The following is a 26,336-nucleotide window of genomic DNA, read 5'->3' as shown; positions in this document are numbered from 1 at the left end:
ATGGCGGCGAACAAGTCCCTCACCAATAATTATTGCTAAATTAATTATACCTGTTCTTTTAGTGTTTTTCAAATGAAATCGTATTGATTTTCAGAAAAATTTCTGTTTAATTTGAAAAAATCTTATGTTACTTGTCATATTGCTCTTTCTTACCTTCATTTTTAATGATCCTTAAATCATATACATCTACTAACAAATCCACTTTTTTACTTAAATATTAATCCCCCTGATTATTCCAGTATACTGAACAATCAGGGGGAATCAAATCGTTATAGTTGCGATGAGGTATCCTTACCATGACTTGTGACAATTTCTATTCCAACGAACAATATAAATAGGATAACAAAAAAAGTTGCAAATAAAACGCCACCTCAAAAAACACTAACAGTTCCAATTAATCCAAGAAGGCTGATTAATAAAGGTTTTACTTTTCCTATAATCATTCACCACTATTCAACTGTTAGGTATCGACCAACTTTCACCACCATGCTGCCCCCATCGTCGTAGAATGTCAATTGAAAATAGTTTTTCTAGTAAGCCGTTAGACTTCAAATTTTTTCTTAGTTTTTGATTCCACCGTTTTCTTTTTTTCAGTCAGCAGAGCTTTGTATTTTCTTGGTCTATTTCCCCAAAAAGACAAAACATTTCGGTTAAAAGCCCGAATAGATTGATATCCACAAGCTTCAGCAATTTCACTAATTTTTCTAGAAGAACTTAGTAAAAGAGAACGTGCAAATAACATTCGGTTATATTCCAATAATGCATTAAAGGTCATTGAAAACTCATCCAAAACAATTTGATCGATTTTAGTTGGACTAGAGTAAAAATATTTAGCCGCAGTATGAAGTGAGGTGAGTTCACTGTAATATTGATTAATCTAATTATAAATTTCAAAAGGTAGACTGTTTTGGAAGCGAAAGGAACTCGTTTTTTGTTAAATCCTCGGATTTTTTGACTTCTGTAGGTGAATAGCCTGTCATAACCTTAAATTGTTTATTGAAACTTGAAACAAAACGATAGCCAACAAAACCAGCAATGAATGCTACATCCAGCTCCTCAAATTTTAACATTGCTAAAGCATTGATGATGTGAACAATTTATGAAGGAATTGATGCTGAAGCGGCAAAAACTGGACTGAAACATGGCATTCATTCAACAAAATCTGCGATGATGCAAGAATATGATTTATATTTAGATCCAAATGATACATTCTCCACATTTAATGTGGAGAATCTTGGTCTCGTTACTTCAATTAAAGAGACATTGAATAAATGTGTAGATCATTTAATCGAAAAAAATAGACTGGAGCATAACTCTTTTAAGTTATAACTCAGTCTACTTTTTTGTAACAGCGCTTTTTATTTTTTAACTTTTTAGACTAATTGTGAATTTCGCGGTAAATCAATTTACTTTCTGGAACCTCTAAACCAATATGGATATTCTCTTTGATCATCATCACAACATCCGCAATATCTTCTTGATTGGCAAATATTGTGACTAAGCTATCGCCTTTTTTCACTGGATCGCCAACCTTTTTCCTTAAAACTAAGCCAACTGCTAAATCGATGTCATCTTCTTTGGTTTCCCGACCTGCCCCCAGCTTCATTGCTGCTACTCCGATATTGTCAGCAACAATCTCTGTAACAAAACCATCTGAGTCCGAAGTAACTTCTACTTCAAAATTAGCCTGTGGTAATAATTTAGGGTCGTCTATCCACTCAGGATTACCACCTTGATTTTTAATAAATTGTTTAAATTTAACCAAAGCCGAACCATCTTTAATTACACCTTTTAACAATTCTCTAGCTTCAGTTAAAGAATCGGTCTTACCTGCAAGTACAACCATTTGGCTACCTAAGGTTAGGACAAGTTCTGTTAAATCTTCCGGTCCATTACCATGCAAAGTATCAATTGCTTCTTGTACTTCTAATGAATTGCCAATTGCATTTCCTAAAGGTTGTGACATATCAGAAATGATGGCCATCGTATTTCTACCAACTAAATTACCGATTCTAACCATTGCAGAAGCAAGTTCCGCTGCATCTTCTTCAGTCTTCATGAAGGCACCTGCGCCTGTCTTAACATCTAAAACGATAGCATCTGCACCTGCCGCAATTTTTTTACTCATGATTGAACTTGCAATCAATGGAATTGAGCTAACTGTAGCTGTAACGTCTCTTAGAGCATATAACTTTTTATCTGCAGGTGTTAAATTACCAGATTGACCAATTACTGAAATTTTATCGCGATTGACCATCTCAGTAAATTCATCGTCTGTTAACTCCACATGAAAACCGTCAAAGGCTTCTAGCTTGTCGATCGTACCGCCTGTATGACCTAAACCACGTCCAGACATTTTTGCAAAAGGAATATCAAGTGCTGCTACAAGTGGCGCTAGAACCAATGTTGTCGTATCACCTACGCCACCTGTAGAATGTTTATCGACTTTTATGCCATCAATATTGGATAAATCGATCACATCACCAGAATGAACCATTGCTAAAGTCAAATTAGCTCTTTCTTCATCTGACATATCTTGAAAATAAACAGCCATTAAAAAAGCACTTGCTTGATAGTCTGGAATCGTACCATTTGTTAAACCTTCAATAAAGAATTCAATTTCTTCTTTACTTAGTTCGTTGCCGTTTCGTTTTTTTTCAATAATATCAACCATTCTCATAATTTGTACCTCACGATCTCAATTGTTTATATTTTTAGTAGCCGCCAGTTGTACCATTGATTGCTTCATCAACAATCGCAACACTTGAACTTGCACCTACTCTTGAAGCACCCGCATGAATCATCGATTTAGCATCTTCCGCTGTACGAACACCACCAGAAGCCTTCACGCCAATATTTGGTCCAACAGTTTTACGCATTAAAGCAACATCTTTGATCGTTGCTCCACCTGTTGAAAAGCCCGTTGAAGTTTTAACAAAGTCTGCTCCTGCTTGGACAGACAGTTTTGAAGCTAGAGCAATTTCTCTATCCGTTAATAGACAATTTTCAAGAATCACTTTCACTAACGCTTTGCCTTTAGCTGCTTTAACAACCGCTTCGATATCTTTTAAAACGGTATCTTCATCCCCTGACTTTAATGCCCCTACATTAATAACCATGTCAACTTCTGTTGCACCATTTTTAATTGCATCTTCCGTCTCAAATACTTTCGTTGCTGTCGTATTTGCTCCTAAAGGAAATCCAATGACTGTACAAATCTCAACTGAAGTACCCGCTAACTCTTTGCTTGCTAAAGCGACCCAATAAGGATTCACACATACTGAAGCAAATTCATATTTTTTTGCCTCTTCGATCAAAGTTAATAATGCTTTCTCATTTGCTTCTGGTTTTAATAATGTGTGGTCGATCATTTTGTTTACGTTCATTGTACTCTCCCTTTCAGAAATTTCGTTCCAATAAAATGAAATTTCGTTCATGCTAAATTTTTATAAAAGAGTAGAAATGTATGTCTACTCCGATTCCCAAATATAATTAATGATTTAAAAGTTTCATAGCTGTAAATTTATCAATCAACAGCACATTGGCATATCCACCCACTAATGCACCATGGATCGCTTTTATTTTACGATCTCCACCGGCGATTAGAATCGATTTTTCTTTTGTTTTTAGCTCTTCAAGCTCAATCCCAATCGTACGACTGTTGATTTCTTCATCACTAACTTGACCATCTTCATTGAAGAACCTAGAACAGATATCTCCCACTGCATTGTCCTTAAGCGACTTTTCTTCTTGTTCAGTAAAATAACCCAAACGGAAATGCAGAGATTCGCTTTGAACCGTTCCCACGGTAAATACGGCAATATTTGCCTGGCGCCCTAATTCGATGACCTTACTGATATGACGATCTTGTACAACTAAATCCTTTGCTTCTTTACTATCCAAAATAACCGGTAAAGGAAATGTTCTTGCTTTAGTATTTAAAATTTCAGCAAATAATGTAATGGTTTCAAATGCGTAATTATTAACATCGAAATACGCAATGCCGCCTTTTAGTTGGACAACTTCCACGCCTTTGACATCCAGACGACTCATTTTAGAAACAGTTTTATGCATCGTTGTTCCCCAACTAACCCCGATGATATCGCCACTTTTGATAGTATCCTCAAGATATTCAGCCGCATAAGAAGTTAGATACTCTGAGATAGAATTGTAATTTGCATCTGGCGAGAAGGCAACATGGACTTCTGCTAAACCATATTTTTCTTTCAACTTTTTTTCAATTTCAAATAGGTCAGAAAAAGGATCAAAGATCGTAATTTGAACATACCCTTTCTCTTTGGCATAATTGAGTAATCGTGAAATGGTCGGCCGTGACACATTTAACTTCTCAGCGATTTCCTGCTGACTAAGGGATGACTGATAATATAGTCGTGCTACTTCGATACTAAGCTGTTGTTTTTCTTTATCCATACACATTGTCCGTTTCTTATTATTTAAGCTCATTATAGCAAGAACAAACAAGGAAGACAAATCGACTTTTTAGTCAGTTAAATAGATACTTCTCAGTTCAGCTAGTTTTTCTTGGTCAAAGTTCAAACATTCTGCTGCATATTTTTCTGCAGTACCAAAGTTTTTGTCAATTAAATTAAATGCATGATCCAGATAATCTTCCTTCACGTAAAGAGCTGTTGCTAATGACTCCAATTGCTCTTCACCAAATCCTTGCTCTCTAAATTGCTGAATTAATTCATCATTTGCTTGTTTTCTTTCCGTATTTGTAATCAAAAAGTCCTTATAGATTTCCTCTTTGTTTACGTCTAATAACAATAGCAACAATGCTGAGGCATAACCCGTACGGTCCTTACCAGCAAAACAATGAAAAATTGTTGAACCCTCTTTATTAGCTAAGATGTACTCCATAAATTCAGTAAAGCCTTCTTGAGCTCCTGGATTCATGATCAAATCTTCATAAACTCCCAGCATATGCTTATCTACTGCTTCAATAGATTTTAGTTTGGCAAAATCAGCTAAACTTGAATTTTTAGCATTCATTTTTCCTAGTAAATCTAAATTGACATACTCTACATCTTCAATCGGAGTATCTGGTGACTCACTGATTTCAAAACCACGTCTAAAATCAATGATTCTTGTTAGATTAAAACGATCAACTAGTACTGTTTGAGTTTTTTGATCTAAATTAACTAAATGACCAGAGCGCAATAATTTCTTTGCCTTAACTGTTTTTCCTTCTTTGTTTTTAATGCCGCCTAAGTCTCTAAAATTTGTAATTTGTACGTTCATTCGTATACTCCACCTTTATGCGCTTACTTTTTTTCTTCTTCTTTCTTCTGCCAATGCTACGATTCCTAAAAGAACAGCAATGATCGCGATCGAAATATAAAATATAATAAATGTATCATTCCAGCCATGCAAGACATGCCCAAAGAAATTCACTCCATCTTTTGATGGATCAGAAATCTTAGCTAAAAGAATTTTGGCCATTGAATCACCGAATAGATAAGCAAAAGCTCCAAGCAATCCACCAGAAACAACCGTTGCTTTTTTTGGTACAAATCCTAACATGGATAAATTAATCAACAGTTGCGGACCAAAGACCATCATACCTAACATAAATAATGATGCATTGATCACAAATTCAGTTGTACCAAGCTGATAACCAATAATTCCGATCGGTAGTAAAATTGTACTGACAGTAGCAACCAAAGCTGGACGTCCTTTTAACAGATCTGAAATATATCCCCAAGCCAAACATCCAATCAAAGCACCCATTTCAAAATAGAAAATCGTTTGAGCTGCCGCTTCTTGTGAAAAATTCAAATGTTCTGTCACATATAACGGCGCCCAGTTATCGATACCAATTCGAACAATATAAACAAATACATTGGCAACACATAAAACCCAAATATAAGGATTAGTTAATAGATACTTTTTGAAAATTTCCCATTTTGTTAAGTTTTCAGCATCTACGTTTGCCTCTTCGACTGGCTCACCAAATATTTCTTCGCTTGAATTCCAGCCTAAATCTTCAGGTCTATTTTTTCCAATGAAAAATGTTCCGATTGCTACAAATGCTGCCACTATAGCTGGAATAATAAACATTCCTGCTACCTGTCCTTTAAAGAAAGTTGTCGCACACCAAACAGCAAAAATCCCTGCAAAACCACCACCAATATTATGTGATGCATTCCACAACCCAATATATCTACCGCGATTACTTCTCGTCGTCCACTGTGTAATAACGGAAGCGCAACTTGGTCCACCAACACACTGGAACAAACCATTCAATGACCACAAAACAACAATCCAGCCCATCGGGACATTATTCATGGTAAACAGGATACCCATACATAAAACTGTGATCGAAGACAGTAATAGCAAAATAGATAAAATCTTCTTTGTATTTTTACCATCTACAATATACCCAACAATAAATTTACCAAATCCATAAACAATAGAAAAGACAAAACCAATGTAACCAAGATCTGTCGTTGTTAGACCTAGCTGACTTTTCAATAATGGCTGTGCTGCTTTAAAATTATTACGAATCATATACATTGTGATGTAGATTATCACAACGACCAAAAACGGTTTCATAAATTCTTTAAACCATTGTTTTCTTTGTTCAGCCAAGGTTGGCCGATTCATATTACCAACAACTGCATTCATATCTTCCAAATTTCCTCACCCCAAAATTTTAATTATAATGGTTAGCGCTTTCCAATATAATTGTATGATACACGACGAAAGAACAAATGTAAACACGTTATTGAAATTATGTTCAAAAAATATTTTTTACATTACTTACGAACAATATTTTTATACAAAAAAAGAAAAGAGCGAAACAAAACCAGTCATTTGTTTTGTTTCACTCTTTCGATTCAATTAAAACGCTTTGGATTCAACCTCTATTTTACTATGTTATTCATCGTGATTACTATTCAACTCAGTAATTTTTCCAGTAGCTAGATAGACGATCCACTCACAGATATTTGTTACATAATCACCAATGCGCTCTAAATATGTTGCTACGTGCAGATAGTCAGTCCCGCTGATTACAGTTTCCGGGTTCGATTGCATTGCTTTGATTGAGTGACTGTAGATACTATCAAAGTACTCATTCACTCGAGCATCCATTTTAGCAATCATACGAGCGTCTTTTTGATCTGTTTTGACGTAAGCGATCAACACATTATCAACCATTTTTTTAACATAATCGGACATATCCGAAATTTCTTTTTCAATTTCAGGAATTCTAGTTTCTCCCTTTAAACGAATCGTTGATTTAGCGATCGATACAGCATGGTCTGCCATTCTTTCTAAATCAGAACTAGCTTTCATAACTGTGATGATCATTCTTAAATCAGTTGTTACTGGTTGCTGTAAAGCGATCATTTCAAAACTTTTCTTTTCTAATTTGACTTCCATATCATTGATTTCTACATCATAATCGATTACTTCTTGAGCTATTTTTTTGTCGTGATTAATATAAGCTCGCACAGATTTATGAACAACATTACTTACCATCATGCCCATTTCATAAAATTGATTATGCAGATTTAATAGTTCTTCTTCAAATTGGCTACGCAACATATGTGTTCCTCCTTTTTTTTAACCAAATTTTCCAGAAATGTAATCTTCTGTCTGTTTTTCCTTCGGATTCAAGAATATCTTCTTCGTATCATTAAATTCTATCAATTCTCCTTGTAAAAAGAAAGCAGTTTTATCAGAAATTCGTGAAGCTTGAGACATATTGTGCGTTACCATGATCATCGTATATTTTTCTTTTAGTGTTAAAAGCATGTTTTCGATCTTACCACTTGAAACAGGATCAAGAGCGCTAGTTGGCTCATCTAGTAAAATAATTTCCGGGTCAACTGCTAAAACACGAGCGATACAGACACGTTGTTGCTGACCACCAGATAAAGATAAAGCACTTTTATGCAATTTATCTTTCACATCTTCCCAAACGGAAGCCGCTTTTAAACTAGTCTCCACTGCTTCATCTAACACCTGTTTATCTTTTTCACCTTTTAAGCGTAAACCATAGATCACATTTTCATAGATGGAAAATGGAAAAGGATTCGGTTGTTGAAAAACCATCCCGATTTCTTTACGTAAATCTACGATATCCGTCTTCGGTCCATAAATATCTTTCCCTTTATATACCACACTTCCAGTGATCGTTACGCCTGGAATTAAATCATTCATCCGATTTAATGAACGTAAATAAGTTGATTTACCACAACCAGACGGTCCAATCATCGCTGTGATTTCCCCTTGATTGATACTCAAATCGATCCCTTTCAACGCTTCTTTTTTACCATAATATAAATGCAAATCTTTTGATGAAATAATTTCTTTTGTCATCTTTCTCCTCCTAACCAAAATGCCCAGAAACGTAATCTTCTGTTGCCTGAATTTTTGGTCGTGTAAAGATCTTTCTTGTTTCATCGTATTCGATTACTTTGCCTAAATAGAAAAAAGCGGTGTAATCGCTGATACGAGCAGCTTGCTGCATGTTATGTGTCACAATAATGATTGTATAATCATCCTTCAAATTCACTAATGTTTCTTCAACTTTTCCTGTTGAAATTGGATCTAACGCACTTGCCGGCTCATCTAGAAGCAAAATATCTGGCTTCATCGCAATTGCTCTAGCAATACATAAACGTTGCTGTTGCCCGCCAGACAAGGCCAAGGCACTTTTATCTAAATTATCTTTCACTTGTTCCCAAAGAGCTGCTTGTTTTAAACTTGTTTCGACAATTTCATCTAGCTTTTTCTTATCCTTTTCACCATGTTGCTTTAACGCAAATGTGATATTTTCGTAGATTGATTTACTAAATGGATTCGGACGTTGAAAAACCATGCCGATTCGTTTACGCATTTCATAAACATCGACTTCTTTCGTATTAACGTTAACGCCTTTATACATAATATTACCTGTAACTTTAGTGTTCGCAATCCCATCATTCATTCGATTTAATGAACGGAGATAAGTCGATTTACCACAACCAGATGGTCCAATCAAAGCCGTGATTTTATTTTTTTCGAATTCTAAATCGACACCTTTGATCGCTTCGTTATCTCCATACCAGACATGAAGATCATCGGTATGTAAAGCAATTGGTTCAGGTAATTTAATAATATTTGTATCATTTAAATTATATTCTTTCATTCTGATTCCCCTAACATTAGGCTGATGTCATTCTTTTATATAATCTGTTTCCAATAAAGCGTGCGCCGAAATTAAATAGTAAAACGACTAAAATCAGAACAGCTGAAGCCCCTGCAGAAACGGCTGCCCCATCAGGCATTGTCCCTTCTGTGTTGATTTTCCAAATATGAACAGCCAATGTTTCAGCTTGACGGAAAATACTGATTGGACTAGATACACTTAACGGATTCCAATTACTAAAATCTAACGCTGGAGCACTTTGTCCCGCGGTATAAATCAACGCAGCAGCCTCACCAAAAATTCTTCCTGAACTCAATATTACACCAGTTAAAATTCCTGGTAGCGCTTCTGGTACAACCACTTTCATAACAGTTTCCCAGCGAGATAGTCCCAATGACAGCCCAGCTTCTCGTTGCGTATAGTGGACTGCTTTTAATGATTCTTCAACATTTCTAGTCAATAGTGGTAAATTGAAAAATGTTAATGCCAATGCACCTGAAATTATTGAAAAACCATATCCCATTTGCACCACAAAAATCAAGAATCCAAATAAACCAACGACTACTGAAGGAAGTGAGCTTAGGATTTCAATCGATGTACGAATCACATCTGTTACCCAGTTTTTCTTCGCATACTCAGATAAATAAATACCTGCACCTAATGAGATTGGAAAACTGATCAACATCGTGATCAACAATAGGTAAAGTGAGTTAAATAATTGAATTCCGATACCGCCGCCAGCTTGATAAGCTTTAGAAGGTTTCGTTAAAAAGTCCCAAGAAATATGAGGAATACCACGAATCAGAATATAAAGCAGCAAGGCTGCCAAAATCAAAACGATCACTCCTGATACCGCATATAAAACACCCGTTGCAATTTTATCTGCTTTTTTTGCATTCATTATTTCAAGGCTCCTTTTCTACCGATAATTCTAATAATGATATTGAATAATAATGACATCAACAATAAGATCAAAGCAAGTGACCAGAGCACATTATTTTCTACTGTTCCCATGATTGTATTTCCAATCCCCATTGTCAAAATACTTGTTAATGTTGAAGCTGGCGTTGTTAAACTAGATGGCATGATTGCTGCATTACCGATAACCATTTGAATCGCTAATGCTTCACCAAAAGCTCGCGCCATTCCAAAAACAACTGCCGTTAAAATGCCTGGAACCGCCGCTCTTAAAACAACTTTATAAATAGTTTGCCAACGTGTTGCACCTAAGGCTAATGACGCTTCACGATAATGACGAGGCACTGATTTTAAAGCATCAACTGTCATTGTTGTAACCGTTGGTAAAATCATAACGAACAATACAAATGTCCCTGCCAAAATACCAAAACCTGTACCGCCAAAAATAGAACGAATAAAAGGAACGATTACTGATAATCCAATAAAACCATACACCACTGAAGGGATTCCAACTAATAGTTCAATAACTGGCTGTAAAATTTTCGAGCCTTTTTTAGGTGAAATTTCTGTCATAAACACAGCTGCACCAATCGCAAATGGTGTTGCAATAATTGCAGATAAGAACGTTACAATAAAAGAACCTGCAATCATAGGCAAAGCACCTACCATTGGTTTCCCATCGGTTCCTGTTTCACTTGGATTCCAATTTGTACCGAATAAAAAATCGGAAACTTTGATTTTATTTGTAAAAAAAGTCGCTAGACCTTTACTTGCCACAAAATAAAAGATTGATAAAACAACTAAAACAATCAAAGCGATACAAAGAAAACTAATAAATTTCCCTCGTTGTTCCATTCTTGCGCGCTTTGATTTTGTTAACAATTTTTTCTGCACATCTTCCAAGAAAATTCCTCCTTAAATTAAAAGCGTTGTGGGCTCGTTCAGCTCTGACAGAAAAATAGGAAAAATTGACTGTGATGCTTTTTTGTCACATTCCATTTTTATCTTTTTTCCGAAGAGCTAGCCCTCGTTGCTAGATAGCATTAAAAGCGTTGTGGGCTCGTTCAGCTCTGACAGAAAAATAGGAAAAATTGACTGTGATGCTTTTTGTCACATTCCATTTTTATCTTTTTTCCGAAGAGCTAGCCCTCGTTGCTAGATAGCATTAAAAGCGTTGTGGGCCGTTCAGCTCTGACAGAAAAATAGGAAAAATTGACTGTGATGCTTTTTGTCACATTCCATTTTTATCTTTTTTCCGAAGAGCTAGCCCGCGTTGCTAGATAGCATTAAAAGCGTTGTGGGTTTGTCTGGCTCCCACTGAAAAATTGGAGGGTAGCTCTTTTTGCACAATCACATTTTATCTTACCCCAATAAATCCCCTAATACTCAACACTCGCCATAATAAATTCAGTGTAACTTTTGAACATAAATTTGTGTTTAATAACATGTAAATCTTATGTTAAGTTTGTAAATTTTGTGTAAAGGTCGATTATTTGATAAGATTCCCTTGCCAATCACGCTCTACTTTCATTTGAGAAACTGGAATATATCCCAATTGAGCAATGATTTTTTCTTGTACATCATCTGACAACATAAATTCTAAAAACTCATCTGTTAATTGCTTTGGTTTGCCTAATGTATACATGTGCTCATAGGACCAAATCGTCCATTTATTCGTAATCACATTGTCATCTGTTGGTTTGACACCCTCTATGCTTAGAGTATTAACTTCATCGTTAACATAAGAAAAGGCTGTATAGCTAATTGCTCCTGGTGTATCTGCAACTATGGAACGAACCATTCCGCTTGAATCTTGTTCTTGGGCTTGGATGGCTGTTTTGCCATCCAGCACCCAACGTTCAAAAGTTACACGTGTTCCACTGCCTGCTGCCCGATTCAGCATAACGATTGGTAAATCTTTACCGCCAATTTCTTTCCAATTGGTTATTTCTCCCAAAAATATCTTTCTAAGATTTTCTAATGAAATATCTGATATACCGATGTTTTTGTTAACAATAGGTGTGATCCCTACTACAGCGACTTTATGATCCGTCAATTTTGATGCATCAATGCCTTTTTTTTCTTCTGCAAATAAATCCGAATTTCCTATATCAACTGCACCAGACTGAACTTGGCTCAACCCTGTACCGCTTCCGCCTCCTTGAACATTGATAAAACGTCCTGGATTTTGATTTTGAAACTCTTCTGCTGCAGTTTCAACTAAAGGTTGTAGTGCTGATGAACCAACAGCTGTAATTGATTCTCCTCTGTCGATCCATTTAGCACAGCCTGATAACGTTACTAGTCCAATTAGACTAAAAAATAATAGCATTTTCTTTTTCATTTATCTGATAATCCTCCAAACTCAATTCAATCAATTCATTTTAACATTAACTGTTTCCATTGAAAATTATAAGTTGCTGATGTTCGCATTTTTTTAGTATAAAATAACAAAAAAAGCCTTGATAACAAAAGAAACAAAGTAAAAAGTACAACAGATTCCTCTCATTGTACTTTTCAGATTAATTTATAACAATGGTGAAATTAGGCGTGCCAAACCTTCTTTCAACTTAATTAATACACCACGATTGCGGTATTTTTCTTCGGTCAATAGTTCAGATACTTTAGAATCTTCGTAAAAAGCATCTCGTACTTCTTCTGAAAAATGTTGATCATAAATAATTGTATTAACTTCAAAATCCAGTCGAAACGATCGAACATCGATATTAGCTGAACCAACAGAAACAATTCCACCATCAATAATCATTGTTTTGGCATGAATAAACCCATGCTCATAAGTTTCAATAATAGCGCCATATTCTAGTAGTTCCGCTGAAAATGAGTATGTTGCCCAGTAAACCAACATATGATCAGGTTTGTTTGGTATTTGCATACGAACTTTGACGCCTGAAAGTAACGCCAACTTTAAAGCCTCATGAATTGAAGCATCCGGTATATAATATGGCGTTTGAATTAGGATTTCTTTTTTAGCTATTGAAATCATTTTTAAGTAGGTCATCTTGATTTGCTCATGTTCTGAATCTGGACCGCTAGTAACTACTTGAACTGCTTTTTTCCCATCCGAATAAATTGGCGGAAAATAAGCTGAGTCGTAACTTAATTCTTTTCTATGTTGTGAATTCCAATCCATTAAAAAACGATTTTGTAAACTATAGACAGCTTCACCATGAATCCGCAAATGGTTATCACGCCAATAACCAAATTTCTCAACTTCACCTAAATACTCGTTCCCTACATTAAATCCGCCAGTATAACCAATTTTCCCATCAATCACTACTATTTTCCGATGATTGCGATAATTGATTCTTGGATTTAAATATGGGACAAACAATGGAAAGAAGAAAGCAATTTCTCCTCCTATTTTTTTTAATTCTTCGAAAAATTTCATATTTACTTGGGTCGAGCCCCACGCGTCTAGAAGTAAACGAACCTTTACCCCTCTGTTCACCGCATTAATCAACTCTTGTCGAATTTCTTTACCTAAGGTATCCCCACGGTAAATGTAATATTCCATATGAACATGGTTTGTGGCTTGTCGAATATCTTCAATCAACCCATCAAATTTTTCTCTTCCATCTGTATATAAATGAAGCTCGTTATTTGTTGTATATAATGAACTTTCAAACACAGTCAACATATAAATCAGCTGTTTTGAATCGACTTCTCCAGTTGGCGGATGTGGAAACAACCCTCTCAATAATGATTGTTTCTCTGATTCAATTTCAGCATTCATTCCGATCTTAGCTTGCATCTTCATATCGAATATCTTATCTTTCGAAATACCTCGACCAAAGAAAATATAAAGAATAAAACCTAATACAGGAATAAACATCAATACAAGCAACCATGACCATGTCTGGGCTGTTTGCTTACGTTCTCGAAAAACAATAATCAACGATAATAGCATATTAGCAATAAAAATAATAACAAATAAATTATCATATAAAAATTTCATTTATTCACCCCAATCACTTCACTCATAAATCCCCCAGTAAAGCATAACGAACTTATGAAAATAAGTAAAGAAAAAGCAGACAAAAATGTCTGCTTTAGTCTTACTAAATTTTTAAGAAACGACGCATTGAGATGATTGATCCCAGAGATCCTATCGTCATTCCAATGACTATCATTAATAAATCAATCTGCCAAACAAATGATTCAGGTTTTAATAATGAATAATTTGAACTTAGCAGTTGCGGGTTGAACAAAGTATAAAACTTCTGATAACCGAAAGTCAGTACTAAAATTGGGATAATTGCACCAATCAGTCCAATCCAAGCACCTTCAATAAAGAATGGCCAACGAATGTAACCATTTTTCGCACCAACTAAACGCATGATCTGAATTTCTCTTTGACGAGAAAGAATTGTAATACGAATCGTATTAGAAATCAAGAATACTGCGACGAATAATAGTAAAATCGCGGCTCCTAGTCCCCATGTTCTTACTTTTCCTGCAATGCTGAAAATCTTATCAGAAGAAACACCACCGTAATCTGCTTTAAATACATTTGGCAGCTTTCCTGCTTTTTCTGAGATTTTCTTCGTATCTGATGGTTCTTTGGCACTTACATAATACACATCATACAATGGATTGCTGTCACCTTCAAACAAGTTCCAAGCTTCACCCATTTGTTTCTGAATTTTCTTTAGTTGTTTATCTTTGTTTGAATATGAAATTGTTTCAACATTATCAATCTTATTTAATTCTTTTTCTAGTTTTTGCATTTCATCAGGGGTTGTACCAATGTCCACAAAAACAGAAACTGTTACGTTTTCTTCGATATCTTTTGCTAATTTTGTTGCATTGAAAATTACTGCCATAAAAATCCCAACAAGGACTAAAGTAATCGTAACCGCACTGGCAGAAGCAATTGTCATCCACCCATTACGTTTTAAACTTTTGATACTTTCTAGGACGTGAGAAAAGAACGTTCTAATCATCGTAGCCATAGTCTCCTTCCGCTTGGTCTCGAATAATTCGGCCATTTTCGATGGCAATTACGCGATGACGGATCGTGTTTACAATCGTACTATTGTGTGTTGCCATTACAACCGTTGTTCCTTGCGCATTGATCCGGTCTAAAAGTTTCATGATTTCCCATGAGTTTTCTGGATCAAGGTTTCCTGTTGGTTCATCGGCAATTAGAACTTTAGGTGTATTCACGATTGCACGAGCAATTGAAACACGTTGTTGTTCCCCACCAGATAGTTCACTTGGGAACACTCGGACTTTATGTTTCAAACCAACAAGATCAAGAACTTCCATTACTCGTTTCTTGATATCTCTTGGCTTGCGCCCAACAACTTGCATAGCATAAGCAACATTCTCATAAACAGTTTTCTTTGTTAATAATTTGTAATCTTGAAAGACGATACCGATTTCTCGTCTAAGATATGGAACTTCTGAATTTTTAATTTTCATCAAATCATGACTTGCAACTTTCAAGCGACCTTTAGTTGCTTTTTCTTCACGGTACATCAGTTTAATAAATGTTGATTTTCCGGCTCCGGAAGGTCCAACAACATAAACGAATTCACCTTGCTTTATTTCTATTGAAATATTTCGGATAGCAGTCGTACCATTGGAATATTTCTTCATTACATCTTTCATTTCAATCATGGCGTATTCTCTCCATCTCTGTTTTCTAGACTATCAATCATTATAACATGACTTTGTTTCAAGGCTCTTTCAACAGTTTACAATTTTGTTTCATTTCTGTGAATTGATCAATTTAATTTTTTCTTTAAGTAAGCATCAATAAAACCATCTAAATCTCCATCCATCACAGCTTGTACATTTCCAGTTTCATAATCAGTACGGTGATCTTTAACCATTGAATAAGGGTGGAAAACATAAGAACGAATTTGTGAACCCCAACCAATCTCAAGTTGCTCACCTCGTAATGATGCTGCTTCCTGAGCTTTTTTATCCATTTCTAATTGATAAAGTTTTGCTTTCAACATGCCCATCGCCTGTTCACGGTTTTTTAATTGTGAACGTTGCGCTTGACTAGCCACAACAGTGCCGGTTGGAATGTGAGTGATTCGAACTGCAGATTCTGTTTTATTGATATGCTGACCACCAGCTCCACTCGCACGATACGTATCAATTTTTAAATCATCAGTGTTAATGTCAATCTCCACATTTTCATCTAATTCTGGCATGATATCCACCGAACAGAAAGAAGTATGACGGCGCTTAGCTGAATCAAATGGTGAAATTCGGACTAAACGATGAACTCCTTTTTCAGATTTTAAATAGCCATACGCATTATACCCCTTAATTAGGAGAGTGACACTTTTAATGCCTGCTTCGTCACCTGACTGATAATCTAATGTCTCCACTTGAAATCCATGACTTTCAGCCCAGCGAGTATACATTCGAAGCAACATACTGCCCCAATCTTGTGATTCTGTACCGCCAGCACCTGGATGAAGTTCCATGATAACATTATTTTTGTCATAAGGCTCGTTTAACAATAAAGAAAGTTCATAAATACTAAGCTTTTCTTTTAAAGCCAATAAACGTTCTTCCAGTTCTACTTGAGTATCCGAGTCATACTCTTCTTGCTGCATTTCACTCATGATTTCTAATTCTTCCAGCTCATCGGCAAACTCATGAAATTGTTGATATTTTTCTTTGTAAGAATTTGTTTCATTGATTAATTGCTGCGCTGCTTCTGTATTATCCCAAAAACCAGGCTCTGCCATTCTGTTTTCGGCCTCTGCAATATCTTCTTCTAACTGATCTAAGTCAAAGAGACCCCCTGAAGCTTGTGATTGATTGATTCATTTCATCTAAAATAGTTCGAATTTCAGCATTTTCCATGATATTTTCTTCCTTTCATTTTCAATACTTTATTACACAACAAATGAAGGCGAGGCGAACGCCTCACCTTCATTATCTCTTATTGACCTTTACCGTGGCAATTTTTGTATTTCTTACCACTGCCACATGGACAAGGATCATTACGCCCTATCTTTTCGTCAACATGGATTGGTTTCTTTTTCGCACTTGTGTTGCTTTGAGGTTCCTCTTCATCTGACGGATGAACAGCTTCACCTTGTGCTACTTGTTCACGTTGAACGTTTTGACGGATTTCTGATTTCATGAATAGACGAGTGACTTCGTATTCGATTGCACCGATCATTTCTTCAAACATGTTGTAACCTTCTGTTTGGTATTCAACTAATGGATTGTTTTGTCCGTATGCACGTAAACCAACTGATTGACGTAATTGATCCATAGCATCGATGTGATCTGTCCATTTTGTATCTACAACTCGTAGAATAACAACTTTTTGGAATTCTAAAATTTGATCAGGTCCATTTAATTGTTCTACTTTGATATCATAAACTTCTTGAGCACGTTTAACTAAATATTTTTTGATTTCTTCTGGTGATTTGCCTTCTAGATCAGCCTTAGAAATAGTATCTTCATGAACCAATGTTGAAGAAGCAAAATCAACGATACCATCAAGATTCCAGTTTTCTTTTTCTAGTAGAGTATGGCTATCAACAACTCGTGTAATAGTCCGTTTCACCATGTTCAATAATGTCTCAGTCAATTCTTTATCTTCCATGATGACTTCTTGACGTTGAGCATAGATAACTTCACGTTGTTCACGCATTACATCATCATATTGCAAGACATTCTTACGAGTGTCATAGTTGTTACCTTCAACACGTTTTTGAGCTGATTCTACTTGTTTGCTCAACATTTTACTTTGAATCACTGCATCTGATTCTTCAATATTCATGCGATCTAAGAATGCTTTGATTCGTTCTGAACCAAATCGTTTCATCAAATCATCTTCAAGTGATAGGTAGAATTGAGAAACCCCAGGATCTCCTTGACGGCCTGCACGCCCACGTAATTGATTATCAATACGACGAGACTCGTGACGTTCAGTACCGATTACGGCTAAACCACCAAGTTCGATAACACCAAGACCAAGCTTGATATCTGTACCACGACCAGCCATATTGGTAGCAATCGTTACTGCACCTTTTTGACCAGCGTTCATGATGATTTCCGCTTCTTTGAAGTGATTTTTCGCATTCAATACTTCATGCGGCACTTTTTCTTTATTTAATAATTCTGATAGTAACTCAGAAGTTTCAACGGCTACAGTACCAACTAAGACTGGTTGACCATTATGGTAACGTTCTTTAATATCTTGTACAACAGCCTTAAATTTACTTTGTAGTGTTGGATAAAGCAAGTCTGCACGGTCATCACGGATGATTGGACGGTTTGTTGGTATTTGGAAAACTTGAATATTATAGATTTCACGGAACTCTTCTTCTTCTGTTTTAGCAGTACCAGTCATCCCAGCCAATTTCTTATACATACGGAAATAGTTTTGGAATGTGATTGTCGCCATTGTTTTTGTTTCATCTTCGATTTCTACAGCTTCTTTGGCTTCGATTGCTTGGTGTAACCCATCTGAATAACGACGACCATCCATAATACGACCAGTAAATTGGTCAACAATCAAAACTTTACCTTCTTGAACAACGTAATCAATATCGCGAAGCATAATAAAGTTCGCACGCAACGCTTGATCCATATGGTGTGTCAACGCTGTATTTTCAATATCATAAAGATTATCTAACCCAAAGTTTTCTTCCGCTTTTTCGATACCCGCTTCTGTTAAACTAATTGTTTTAGATTGAACATCGATTTTATAATCTTCTTCTTCTTTTAAACGTTTAACGAAATTATCAGTACGCGTATAAAGAGCAGTCGATTTTTCGGCTTGTCCAGAAATAATCAATGGTGTACGAGCTTCATCAATCAAGATTGAATCGACTTCATCCACAATAGCATAGTTCAACGGACGTTGAACCATTTGATTGCGGTAAACAACCATGTTATCACGTAAATAGTCAAATCCTAATTCATTATTTGTACTGTACGTAATATCGCAATTATAAGCATCTCGTTTTTCTTCGGATGTTTTTGAGTTGATATTCAACCCAACAGTTAGACCTAAGAAATTGTACAATTCACCCATCTCATCTGAGTCACGTGTTGCCAAATATTCATTAACTGTTACTACGTGAACCCCTTCGCCTGTCAGTGCATTCAAATAAACTGGCATTGTAGCTGTCAAAGTTTTACCTTCACCAGTTCTCATCTCAGGGATATTCCCATCATGTAAGACAATACCACCCATTAGCTGAACGTGATATGGGTACAAACCTAAGACACGTTTAGCCGCTTCCCGAACTACTGCAAAAGCTTCTGGTAGTAATTGATCTAATGTTTCTCCTTTTTGATAACGAGCTTTGAACTCGTCTGTTTTCCCTCGTAATTCTTCATCATTTAATGCTGCAATAGCTGAAGCGTGGGACTCCACTTGGTTAGCAATACCATCCAAGCGTTTTAATTCCTTTTTATCATTTTCAATCATCTTTTTTAAAAAATTCGCCATGTTTTTAAGTGTTCCTTTCAATAAACTCTATTTATTTTTTGCACTAAATGCACAATCATCCTTTCCATTTTATCACTAGTTGGCAAGAAAGGAAATAACTTCTCTTAATATTAATAATATATTATGTCACTTTTTATGTATATATGTTCGAAAAAAAGGAAAGAGACTGCGGCAAAACGTGTGCCGTCCTGCTTCAGTCTCTTAAAATCGATTATCCGAAAGGAAATAGCCCCGATAACAATTTCACTAAAAATATCTATATTTTAACTGAATTTAGATATTTTTAGCTCTTATGAATTGAATCCAAAGCAATTTATCTGACCTGTTCGATTTAGTCTGTTTCGATCAAACCATACTTACCATCTTTACGACGGTAAACAATGCTTGTTCCATTTGTTTCTGAATCTTCAAAGATAAAGAAGTTATGTCCTAACATGTTCATTTGTAAAACGGCTTCTTCACTATCCATTGGTTTTAATGAAAGACGTTTTGTACGAACAATGTCTAATTCTGGCGTTTCATCTGGTGTTTCTTCACCGTTTAAGAAAATAGCTGCTTTAGCAGTGTTCATCCCAGTTTCACGAGATTTACGGTTAATTTTTGTTTTAAATTTACGAATTTGTCGTTCTAATTTATCTACAACTAAATCAACACTTGCATATAAATCAGGTGATGTTTCTTCAGCACGTAAAACTAAATAAGGTAGAGGGATGGTAACCTCAACTTTTGCAGTTTTTTCAGTATATACTTTTAAATTCACGTGAACTGTTGCCTCAGGTGAATCACTGAAATAACGCTCTAATTTACCAACTTTTTTCTCTACATAGTCTCTAATAGCTTCAGTAACTTCGATGTTTTCTCCACGCACATTATATCTAAACATAACGATTACCCCTTTCATCTGCCACTAAAGAAGGTATAAAAGGACCACTCTGTTATCCTTCTTCTTAATTCTATTATAACGAATTATATTCTTTTTGCCAACAAAATTGCGACCTATTTTTTATTTTAATTGTTCCGCTATCTAGCAATAGAAAACGTATACAGTTTAGATGGACGATTTTCCAATATAACTTGCGCCGCATGGAAAATTGTTCGTCCCGTTGTGTAAATATCATCAACTAAAAGAATATCTTTATTTAGAACCGCTTTTTGACCTTCTTTTGTGAGCATGAACGGTTGCTTTAAGCACATACGCTCTTTTCTTGTCTTTTGTACTTGTGATACCCCATCTACACAACGCACAAGATAAGGTTGGTAAGGAACTCCAGCGGAATCAAGTAATCCTTCGACCTGATTAAATCCTCTGACTTCCATCCGTTCCTTTGAAATTGGAATCGGAATTATGAGAAAATTCTTTTTTTTCTTAAAGTAAGTCTGTAAAAAAGCGACAAAACTATATCTAAGCTTGTAATTCCCTTTAAATTTGTATTCTTCAAACCATTCTTGCATGGCTTCATTGTAAGTGAAAATGGCTTCATGATGGAAATCATAATTTGGATAACTTTGTCGCCATCTCATGCAATCACCGCAGTATGATGTGGTCGCTTGTCTTTGACAGCCAGGACAACTATTCTTTTTTTCTAATAATTGAAATTTTTCGATACATTCCGTACATAATTGTTCAAATGTTAATTTTTTTGGAAAAAAAATTTCTTCGAGTGTTAAATTTCTACTAAGTATTTGATTGCAATAATTACACTTCATCAATTAGCCCCCGCTCTATGCCTAAAGTGTTCATTTTTTTGATTTGTTTGATTGCTTCTTTCATCGCTGCTGTACAGCCATCATGTAAAAACCAGACTTCACCTTCAGTATATTCTTTCCTCCGATCAACTCTACCAGCAATCTGAACAAGGGCAGAGGCTGCAAAAACCGTATGATTCGCGCCTAAAACAATTACTGAAACACCGTCAAAGGTTACCCCTCGCTCCAATATAGTAGAGGTTATAAGAATTCGATATTCTTTATTTCGCATCTTTAGAACTTTCTCTAAGCGCTCAGGGTCTTGCGAATGAACACAGGCTAATGGCACTTCCGAAAATTTCTTTTCTATAACGTCTTTTAGCTGCTCCATCAAGTAAATACTAGGACAAAAAATCAGTACGTCATTTTTAGTCACTAATGACCGTATTTTAGCTACTAATGATTTTGGGCTTTTCCCTTTTTTGATTCTATCATGCCACCGATAACACCACTTCGTTTTGGGAACAGGTAAAACTCTTCGATGATATCGAGCTGGTAAAATACTAGTCTTTAATTCTTTTTGAGCTGTTTTTTTAGTCAACTCTTTTGTAGGTGTTGCAGTTAAATAAACAAGTGAACTCTCTTTCTTGATTGCTTGATTTACAGCGTGTTGAAGTAATAAATTATCGACAAAGGGAAATGCATCTACTTCATCAATGATCAACAAATCAAAAGCTCTGAAAAAGCGTAATAGCTGGTGTGTTGTGCATACCAACAGTTTAGTATAGTAATAAGGTTCTTCCATCTTCCCGTGAAGAAGAATTGCTGTTTCATTTGGAAAAACTGCCTGCAATCTAGGGAAAAGTTCTAGACAAACATCTATCCTAGGTGAAGCAATTCCGACTCGGTAACCACTCTCTAAAGAGTGATGGATCGTTTCAAACAACATCTCCGTCTTCCCAGCACCTGTGACCGCCCAAATCATTCTAGACTCAGATTTTTTCACCGAAGCTAATAACTCATCTGACACTATTTGTTGCCCTTCAGTAAGTTTTCCCTCCCAAGCAAAATAAACTGTTCTTTCAACAGGTTTAGGCTCAGGTAAGTAATAAAACTCCTGACTAGTATCAACTCTGCCTAATTGAATACACTCCGGACAAAAATAATGCCCACTATTTAGTTGAACCGTAATTTTGTAATGAATCTGACCACAACGTAAACATTGAATTGTTTTTTCAGTTACATCTTGCATCGTTGGTAATTTTTGCCCCTGCTCTTCAAGATGCGAAATGTCCTGAACTTCCTTTTTTAGAACTTTTCTTCCCCATAATTCTTGCATTTCTTCCCCTCCCTAACTAAACTACGCATTTTTTCTCTGTATTTATCTTTTTCAAAAAATGGTCTCTATGATTAGTTAGAGTTTCATAAAAAAAATGACGCTAGAACAGACCACTATGGGGCATATCCTGGCGTCAAGAAATCGAAATAGTCAGTGGAATCAGAAGCAAGTTCCTTTTATCTCTTAGAGTTAAACTCTTCTGTTTCGACCTCGTTCATTTTATCAGTAATTTGTCCATTCTTCTTCATTCATTTTATGGATCATTCGCTTAACGTAAGCTGAATAGTAAGTTTGCCCACCATATTCCACAGCATAGTTAAAGTGAGTAAGTCCTTGATCAACCGTTGCAGTTTTTAGATAAAGTTTCCCTAATTCAATAAAAAAAAGTGAACCAAAACTTATAACCTGTTTTTGGTTCACCTATTATATTACTTATCTGCCAACAAGTTTAACGCTTGTTGTAACACTTTTTCTCCATTCATCATACCATAGTCCGCCATATTGATTACTTCAAGCGGAATACCTTTCGGTTCTAAACGTTTTTCAAAATCGCTTTTCATAAACCGAACTTGTGGTCCTAACAATAACACATCTACCGGTTTACTCTCTAAATTATTATCAGCATCTGAAGCTGAAACTGCAAAAATATCTGTATCTAGACCTTGTGCATCAGCCGCTTTTTGCATTTTTGTAACTAACAAACTTGTACTCATCCCAGCGGAACAGACAAGCATAATCGTTTTTTTAGCCATTATAGCCATCTCCTTTTTTCTAATAATAACATAACATACTTATATATTTTGCTTTAATCCTAGTATAGTAAAAATAATACTTTTGTCAACGCTTACCACTTTTGATATCTCGCTGATTTATTGCTTAAAACAACCAATTAGACTTTAGGAGTTTATTAAAGACCACATACTCTTTTTCGAGGTTCACTTGGGCAACTTGATAACTAGCATTCAACCATCCATAGGCCCCTTTTTCAGGATGCTTATGATCGTTAGCCCACCAATCGATATCTGTACGTGCTGTTTTAGGGAGTCCTGAATGTGGGAAAAGTAGCTCGTCAAACTGAGTGAACGTTAGAGTGACTTGAGAACCACCATTGGTTGTTAAATAATGGGTAACGCTATCATATTTCTTTTGACGCTCTTTTGCCAACTTCATCACTCCTTTATCTTTATTGGCGCTAACTTAAACTATCCTTTTAATCATTATCTCATAAAAGCGTCAAGAAGCAAATGAAGCTCACTTATATCTTTTTATAGAGAAGTGTTGCTTCTCATCACTATTTTTTTTATACTTAATGCATTATGTAGTAAAGGACTGAGCAGATGCTTGATAGTTATTTTACCATTCGCTCTGATGGAGACAGTGAAATCGAGATAAAAAAATCACGGTTTATTTGTTCTCTCAAACGAGTCTATTCCGAAGAAGAAGCTAAAGATTTTATTGCCCAAAAGAAAAAAGAGCATTGGAAAGCTAATCATAATTGTAATGCTTTTATAATTGGTGAAAAAAGTGATATACAGCGTAGTAGCGATGATGGCGAACCTAGCGGAACCGCCGGTATACCTATGTTAGAAGTTTTAAAGAAACAGGAATTAATCAATGTTGTGGCTGTCGTTACTCGCTATTTTGGTGGAACAAAATTAGGAGCTGGTGGATTGATTCGCGCATATAGTCACGCCGTTTCTCATGCGTTAATGGATATTGGGTTAGTGGAAGGAAAATTACAACAAGAAATCCACTTAGCGATTAGTTACCCTAATTTAGGAAGCATTCAAAATTTTATGGAAAATAACTCTTACACGCTTCATGAGACAATTTATGGAGAACAAGTTGAAGTTATTTGTCTTGTTGACGAAGTAAAATCTGAACAGTTTATAGCGGAAATTGTAAATCTATTAAACGGACAAGTAACAGTTGAAAAAGGCAAATGTTCTTATCATGAACTACCAATCGAAAAAAAGGAGCAAACAGATGACATTTGAAGAAGTATTACCTCATATAAAAAAAGGCGCTAAAGCTGTACGAAAAGGTTGGGGCGGCTTTGAACTGTATATTGAGCTTAGAGATGAGATTGGCACATCTGATGGGACCTTTCTCCAAGTCACACCTTATTTTTTAATTAAAACTTCTGACGAAGGATACAGTATGTTTTCACCCACACCTTGCGATGTTTTGGCAGAAGACTGGAAAATTGTCAACGTAGATTAACATCTTTGTAAAAAGCTAGAGCACTTAAAACAAGTTGGTCTAGCTTTTCTTATGCAAGCAAGAAAAGGAGATCAACTATGCAATTCGATGAATACCACGGAAAAACAATTTTCATTACTGGCGCTGCTTCTGGTATAGGACAAGCTCAGGCGATTGCCTTTGCAAATCAAGGAGCTCATGTATTTGGAATGGACATCAATGAAGCTGGTTTAGCTGCAACAGCAAAAGAAACAGTAGCGAGTAGTGGACGTTTTATAGCTTTTGTTGGAGATATTACAAAAGAAGATGAAATCATCGCATCAGTAAAAAAAGCAAATGAATTATTTGGTGTTATCGATATTTTATTGAATACAGCTGGCATTTTAGATAATTATACACCTAGCTTAGAGACAACTGAAACTTTATGGGATAGCGTTTTAACAGTCAATCTTAAAGGCACATTTTTAGTAACCAATCAAATTTTACCTCAAATGCTGACACAAAAGCGTGGTGTGATCATCAATATGGCTTCAATTGCAGGTATGGTGGCCGGCGGCGGCGGGGCTGCTTACACAGCTTCAAAACATGCCATCATTGGATACACAAAACAGTTGGATCATGACTATATCAAACAAGGTATTCGGGCAAATGCAATTGCTCCTGGTGCGATCCAAACACCTATGAACGCCGCTGATTTTGCTGGCGATGGAAAAATGGCTGAATGGGTCGCTAACGAGACTCCAGCTGGACGTTGGGCTAAACCAGAAGAAGTTGCTTCTTTAACACTTTTTCTAGCGAGCAAACAAGCAGACTATATTCATGGAACAGTGATGACGATTGACGGAGGATGGTTAGAAAAATAATCAGAGGCAAGTTTCAGATCATCCTTTACAAAAAATACAATCTTCGATACCATGAAATTAGTGAATCACTTCGTATTATTTAACTGCGCAGGATTTACCACTATGACACTTCTGTTGGCAATTTTTCTGTCACTTCCTTTGGTCATAGTTATTACTAAAACAGAGAATCTGTTTTACAAAGGAGAATACAAATGAATAATCCAAACTCTCACACTCAGGCCCGGCCCGTCCTCTCTTTGACTAAAATGGCTTTGATCACCGCTCTTTATATTGTCGTCACTATATTTTTGGCTCCTTTTAGTTTTGGAGCAATTCAGCTTAGATTTTCAGAATTGTTTAATTATTTGCCCCTTTTTAACAAACGCTATATTTGGGCAGTAACTTTAGGCGTAGCCATTTCAAATTTTGCTTCACCACTGGGAATAGTCGATGTCATCATCGGTAGTTCATCAACGTTTATCGTTTTATTTTTGTCTTACTTTTTAACGAAAAAGCTAAAAAATCCTATCAAAAAAATGATCATAACAGCAATTATTTGTTCATTTTCTATGTTTACGGTAGCTGGGCAATTGACTTATTTTTACCATCTACCATTTCTCTATACTTGGTTCACAGTTGCTATCGGTGAATTGCTCTCTATGACTGTTGGCGGAATTTTGCTTTACTGGATCAATGAAAAAATTGATTTGTCAAAATAGAAAAAAA

The 26,336-nt window shown here is 35.8% G+C and carries 27 protein-coding genes; 4 read left to right on the top strand and 23 right to left on the bottom strand.

The genetic code is table 11. The annotated features are described in order from the left end of the window. Positions 1-541 precede the first annotated feature (541 nt). From AC4BB5_RS05960 to AC4BB5_RS05850, 23 genes are all read right to left on the bottom strand, one after another. Positions 542-775, bottom strand: coding sequence for a helix-turn-helix domain-containing protein (locus AC4BB5_RS05960; protein ID WP_490458451.1), 234 nt, complete (start codon positions 773-775; stop codon positions 542-544). 603 nt (positions 776-1,378) lie between these two features. Continuing rightward, a complete protein-coding gene (locus tag AC4BB5_RS05955) occupies positions 1,379-2,680 on the bottom strand; it encodes a pyrimidine-nucleoside phosphorylase (RefSeq protein ID WP_490458450.1) in 1,302 nt (433 codons plus the stop codon). A gap of 34 nt (positions 2,681-2,714) precedes the next feature. Continuing rightward, positions 2,715-3,386, bottom strand: a complete 672-nt coding sequence (gene deoC, locus AC4BB5_RS05950; protein WP_490458449.1) for a deoxyribose-phosphate aldolase — start codon at positions 3,384-3,386, stop codon at positions 2,715-2,717. A gap of 106 nt (positions 3,387-3,492) precedes the next feature. Continuing rightward, positions 3,493-4,431, bottom strand: coding sequence for a DNA-binding transcriptional repressor DeoR (gene deoR / locus AC4BB5_RS05945; protein ID WP_490458448.1), 939 nt, complete (start codon positions 4,429-4,431; stop codon positions 3,493-3,495). A gap of 69 nt (positions 4,432-4,500) precedes the next feature. After that, on the bottom strand, positions 4,501-5,262 hold the full coding sequence (locus AC4BB5_RS05940) for a tyrosine-protein phosphatase (RefSeq protein WP_490458447.1): 762 nt from the start codon (positions 5,260-5,262) through the stop codon (positions 4,501-4,503). 15 nt (positions 5,263-5,277) lie between these two features. Next, the gene (gene uhpT / locus AC4BB5_RS05935; RefSeq protein WP_490459031.1) at positions 5,278-6,648 is read right to left on the bottom strand and encodes a hexose-6-phosphate:phosphate antiporter UhpT; all 1,371 of its coding nucleotides are present in this window, start codon (positions 6,646-6,648) and stop codon (positions 5,278-5,280) included. 252 nt (positions 6,649-6,900) lie between these two features. Continuing rightward, positions 6,901-7,572 (bottom strand): phosphate signaling complex protein PhoU, encoded by a 672-nt coding sequence (gene phoU / locus AC4BB5_RS05930; protein ID WP_490458446.1) that lies wholly within the window; start codon positions 7,570-7,572, stop codon positions 6,901-6,903. 18 nt (positions 7,573-7,590) lie between these two features. Next, a complete protein-coding gene (gene pstB, locus AC4BB5_RS05925; RefSeq protein ID WP_490458445.1) occupies positions 7,591-8,349 on the bottom strand; it encodes a phosphate ABC transporter ATP-binding protein PstB in 759 nt (252 codons plus the stop codon). A 10-nt stretch (positions 8,350-8,359) separates the two neighbouring features. Continuing rightward, positions 8,360-9,160: a phosphate ABC transporter ATP-binding protein PstB gene (gene pstB / locus AC4BB5_RS05920; RefSeq protein ID WP_010760781.1), complete on the bottom strand. Its 801-nt coding sequence runs from the start codon at positions 9,158-9,160 to the stop codon at positions 8,360-8,362. 16 nt (positions 9,161-9,176) lie between these two features. After that, positions 9,177-10,061, bottom strand: a complete 885-nt coding sequence (pstA, locus tag AC4BB5_RS05915; protein ID WP_490458444.1) for a phosphate ABC transporter permease PstA — start codon at positions 10,059-10,061, stop codon at positions 9,177-9,179. Next, on the bottom strand, positions 10,061-10,981 hold the full coding sequence (pstC, locus tag AC4BB5_RS05910; RefSeq protein WP_010760779.1) for a phosphate ABC transporter permease subunit PstC: 921 nt from the start codon (positions 10,979-10,981) through the stop codon (positions 10,061-10,063). The genes pstA and pstC overlap by 1 nt, the downstream gene beginning before the upstream one ends. 586 nt (positions 10,982-11,567) lie before the next feature. Next, a complete protein-coding gene (locus AC4BB5_RS05905) occupies positions 11,568-12,422 on the bottom strand; it encodes a phosphate ABC transporter substrate-binding protein PstS (RefSeq protein ID WP_490458443.1) in 855 nt (284 codons plus the stop codon). A 183-nt stretch (positions 12,423-12,605) separates the two neighbouring features. Further along, positions 12,606-14,054: a cardiolipin synthase gene (cls, locus tag AC4BB5_RS05900; RefSeq protein WP_490458442.1), complete on the bottom strand. Its 1,449-nt coding sequence runs from the start codon at positions 14,052-14,054 to the stop codon at positions 12,606-12,608. A 103-nt stretch (positions 14,055-14,157) separates the two neighbouring features. Beyond that, positions 14,158-15,042, bottom strand: a complete 885-nt coding sequence (ftsX, locus tag AC4BB5_RS05895) for a permease-like cell division protein FtsX (RefSeq protein WP_490458441.1) — start codon at positions 15,040-15,042, stop codon at positions 14,158-14,160. Then, complete coding sequence (ftsE, locus tag AC4BB5_RS05890) at positions 15,035-15,721, bottom strand: cell division ATP-binding protein FtsE (RefSeq protein WP_010771600.1); 687 nt, start codon at positions 15,719-15,721, stop codon at positions 15,035-15,037. Before ftsE ends, ftsX begins: the two co-directional genes overlap by 8 nt. A gap of 107 nt (positions 15,722-15,828) precedes the next feature. Beyond that, a protein-coding gene (gene prfB, locus AC4BB5_RS05885; RefSeq protein WP_490458440.1) for a peptide chain release factor 2 occupies positions 15,829-16,930 on the bottom strand; the annotation gives its coding sequence in 2 pieces (ribosomal slippage) (positions 15,829-16,857 and positions 16,859-16,930; 1,101 coding nt in all). Between the two features lie 79 nt (positions 16,931-17,009). Beyond that, on the bottom strand, positions 17,010-19,541 hold the full coding sequence (gene secA, locus AC4BB5_RS05880; protein ID WP_490458439.1) for a preprotein translocase subunit SecA: 2,532 nt from the start codon (positions 19,539-19,541) through the stop codon (positions 17,010-17,012). Positions 19,542-19,872: 331 nt separating this feature from the next. Beyond that, the gene (gene hpf / locus AC4BB5_RS05875; protein WP_010760772.1) at positions 19,873-20,424 is read right to left on the bottom strand and encodes a ribosome hibernation-promoting factor, HPF/YfiA family; all 552 of its coding nucleotides are present in this window, start codon (positions 20,422-20,424) and stop codon (positions 19,873-19,875) included. Between the two features lie 137 nt (positions 20,425-20,561). Beyond that, positions 20,562-21,248, bottom strand: coding sequence for a ComF family protein (locus AC4BB5_RS05870; protein WP_490458438.1), 687 nt, complete (start codon positions 21,246-21,248; stop codon positions 20,562-20,564). Continuing rightward, positions 21,238-22,566 (bottom strand): ATP-dependent helicase ComFA, encoded by a 1,329-nt coding sequence (locus AC4BB5_RS05865; protein ID WP_490458437.1) that lies wholly within the window; start codon positions 22,564-22,566, stop codon positions 21,238-21,240. The genes AC4BB5_RS05870 and AC4BB5_RS05865 overlap by 11 nt, the downstream gene beginning before the upstream one ends. A gap of 222 nt (positions 22,567-22,788) precedes the next feature. Further along, the gene (locus AC4BB5_RS05860) at positions 22,789-22,986 is read right to left on the bottom strand and encodes a hypothetical protein (RefSeq protein ID WP_490458436.1); all 198 of its coding nucleotides are present in this window, start codon (positions 22,984-22,986) and stop codon (positions 22,789-22,791) included. A gap of 8 nt (positions 22,987-22,994) precedes the next feature. After that, a complete protein-coding gene (locus tag AC4BB5_RS05855) occupies positions 22,995-23,318 on the bottom strand; it encodes a PTS sugar transporter subunit IIB (protein ID WP_490458435.1) in 324 nt (107 codons plus the stop codon). A gap of 124 nt (positions 23,319-23,442) precedes the next feature. Further along, positions 23,443-23,736 (bottom strand): DUF7662 domain-containing protein, encoded by a 294-nt coding sequence (locus AC4BB5_RS05850; RefSeq protein WP_490458434.1) that lies wholly within the window; start codon positions 23,734-23,736, stop codon positions 23,443-23,445. Positions 23,737-23,903: 167 nt separating this feature from the next. On the opposite strand from AC4BB5_RS05850, the gene AC4BB5_RS05845 reads away from it, so the two are divergent. The 4 genes from AC4BB5_RS05845 to AC4BB5_RS05830 all read left to right on the top strand — a co-directional run bounded on the left by AC4BB5_RS05845 (position 23,904) and on the right by AC4BB5_RS05830 (position 26,329). Continuing rightward, positions 23,904-24,563: a YigZ family protein gene (locus AC4BB5_RS05845; RefSeq protein WP_490458433.1), complete on the top strand. Its 660-nt coding sequence runs from the start codon at positions 23,904-23,906 to the stop codon at positions 24,561-24,563. Next, positions 24,553-24,789: a DUF2829 domain-containing protein gene (locus AC4BB5_RS05840; RefSeq protein ID WP_490458432.1), complete on the top strand. Its 237-nt coding sequence runs from the start codon at positions 24,553-24,555 to the stop codon at positions 24,787-24,789. Before AC4BB5_RS05845 ends, AC4BB5_RS05840 begins: the two co-directional genes overlap by 11 nt. A gap of 77 nt (positions 24,790-24,866) precedes the next feature. Continuing rightward, on the top strand, positions 24,867-25,631 hold the full coding sequence (locus AC4BB5_RS05835) for a 3-oxoacyl-ACP reductase (RefSeq protein WP_490458431.1): 765 nt from the start codon (positions 24,867-24,869) through the stop codon (positions 25,629-25,631). Between the two features lie 191 nt (positions 25,632-25,822). Beyond that, entirely contained in the window at positions 25,823-26,329 is a 507-nt protein-coding gene (locus tag AC4BB5_RS05830) for a QueT transporter family protein (protein ID WP_490458430.1), read from the top strand. The last annotated feature ends 7 nt before the right edge of the window (positions 26,330-26,336 follow it).

This window comes from Enterococcus sp. AMC1252, from assembly GCF_058216515.1.
The sequence above is the reverse complement of the archived record's forward strand: the minus strand, read 5'-3'. Positions and strand labels throughout refer to the sequence as shown.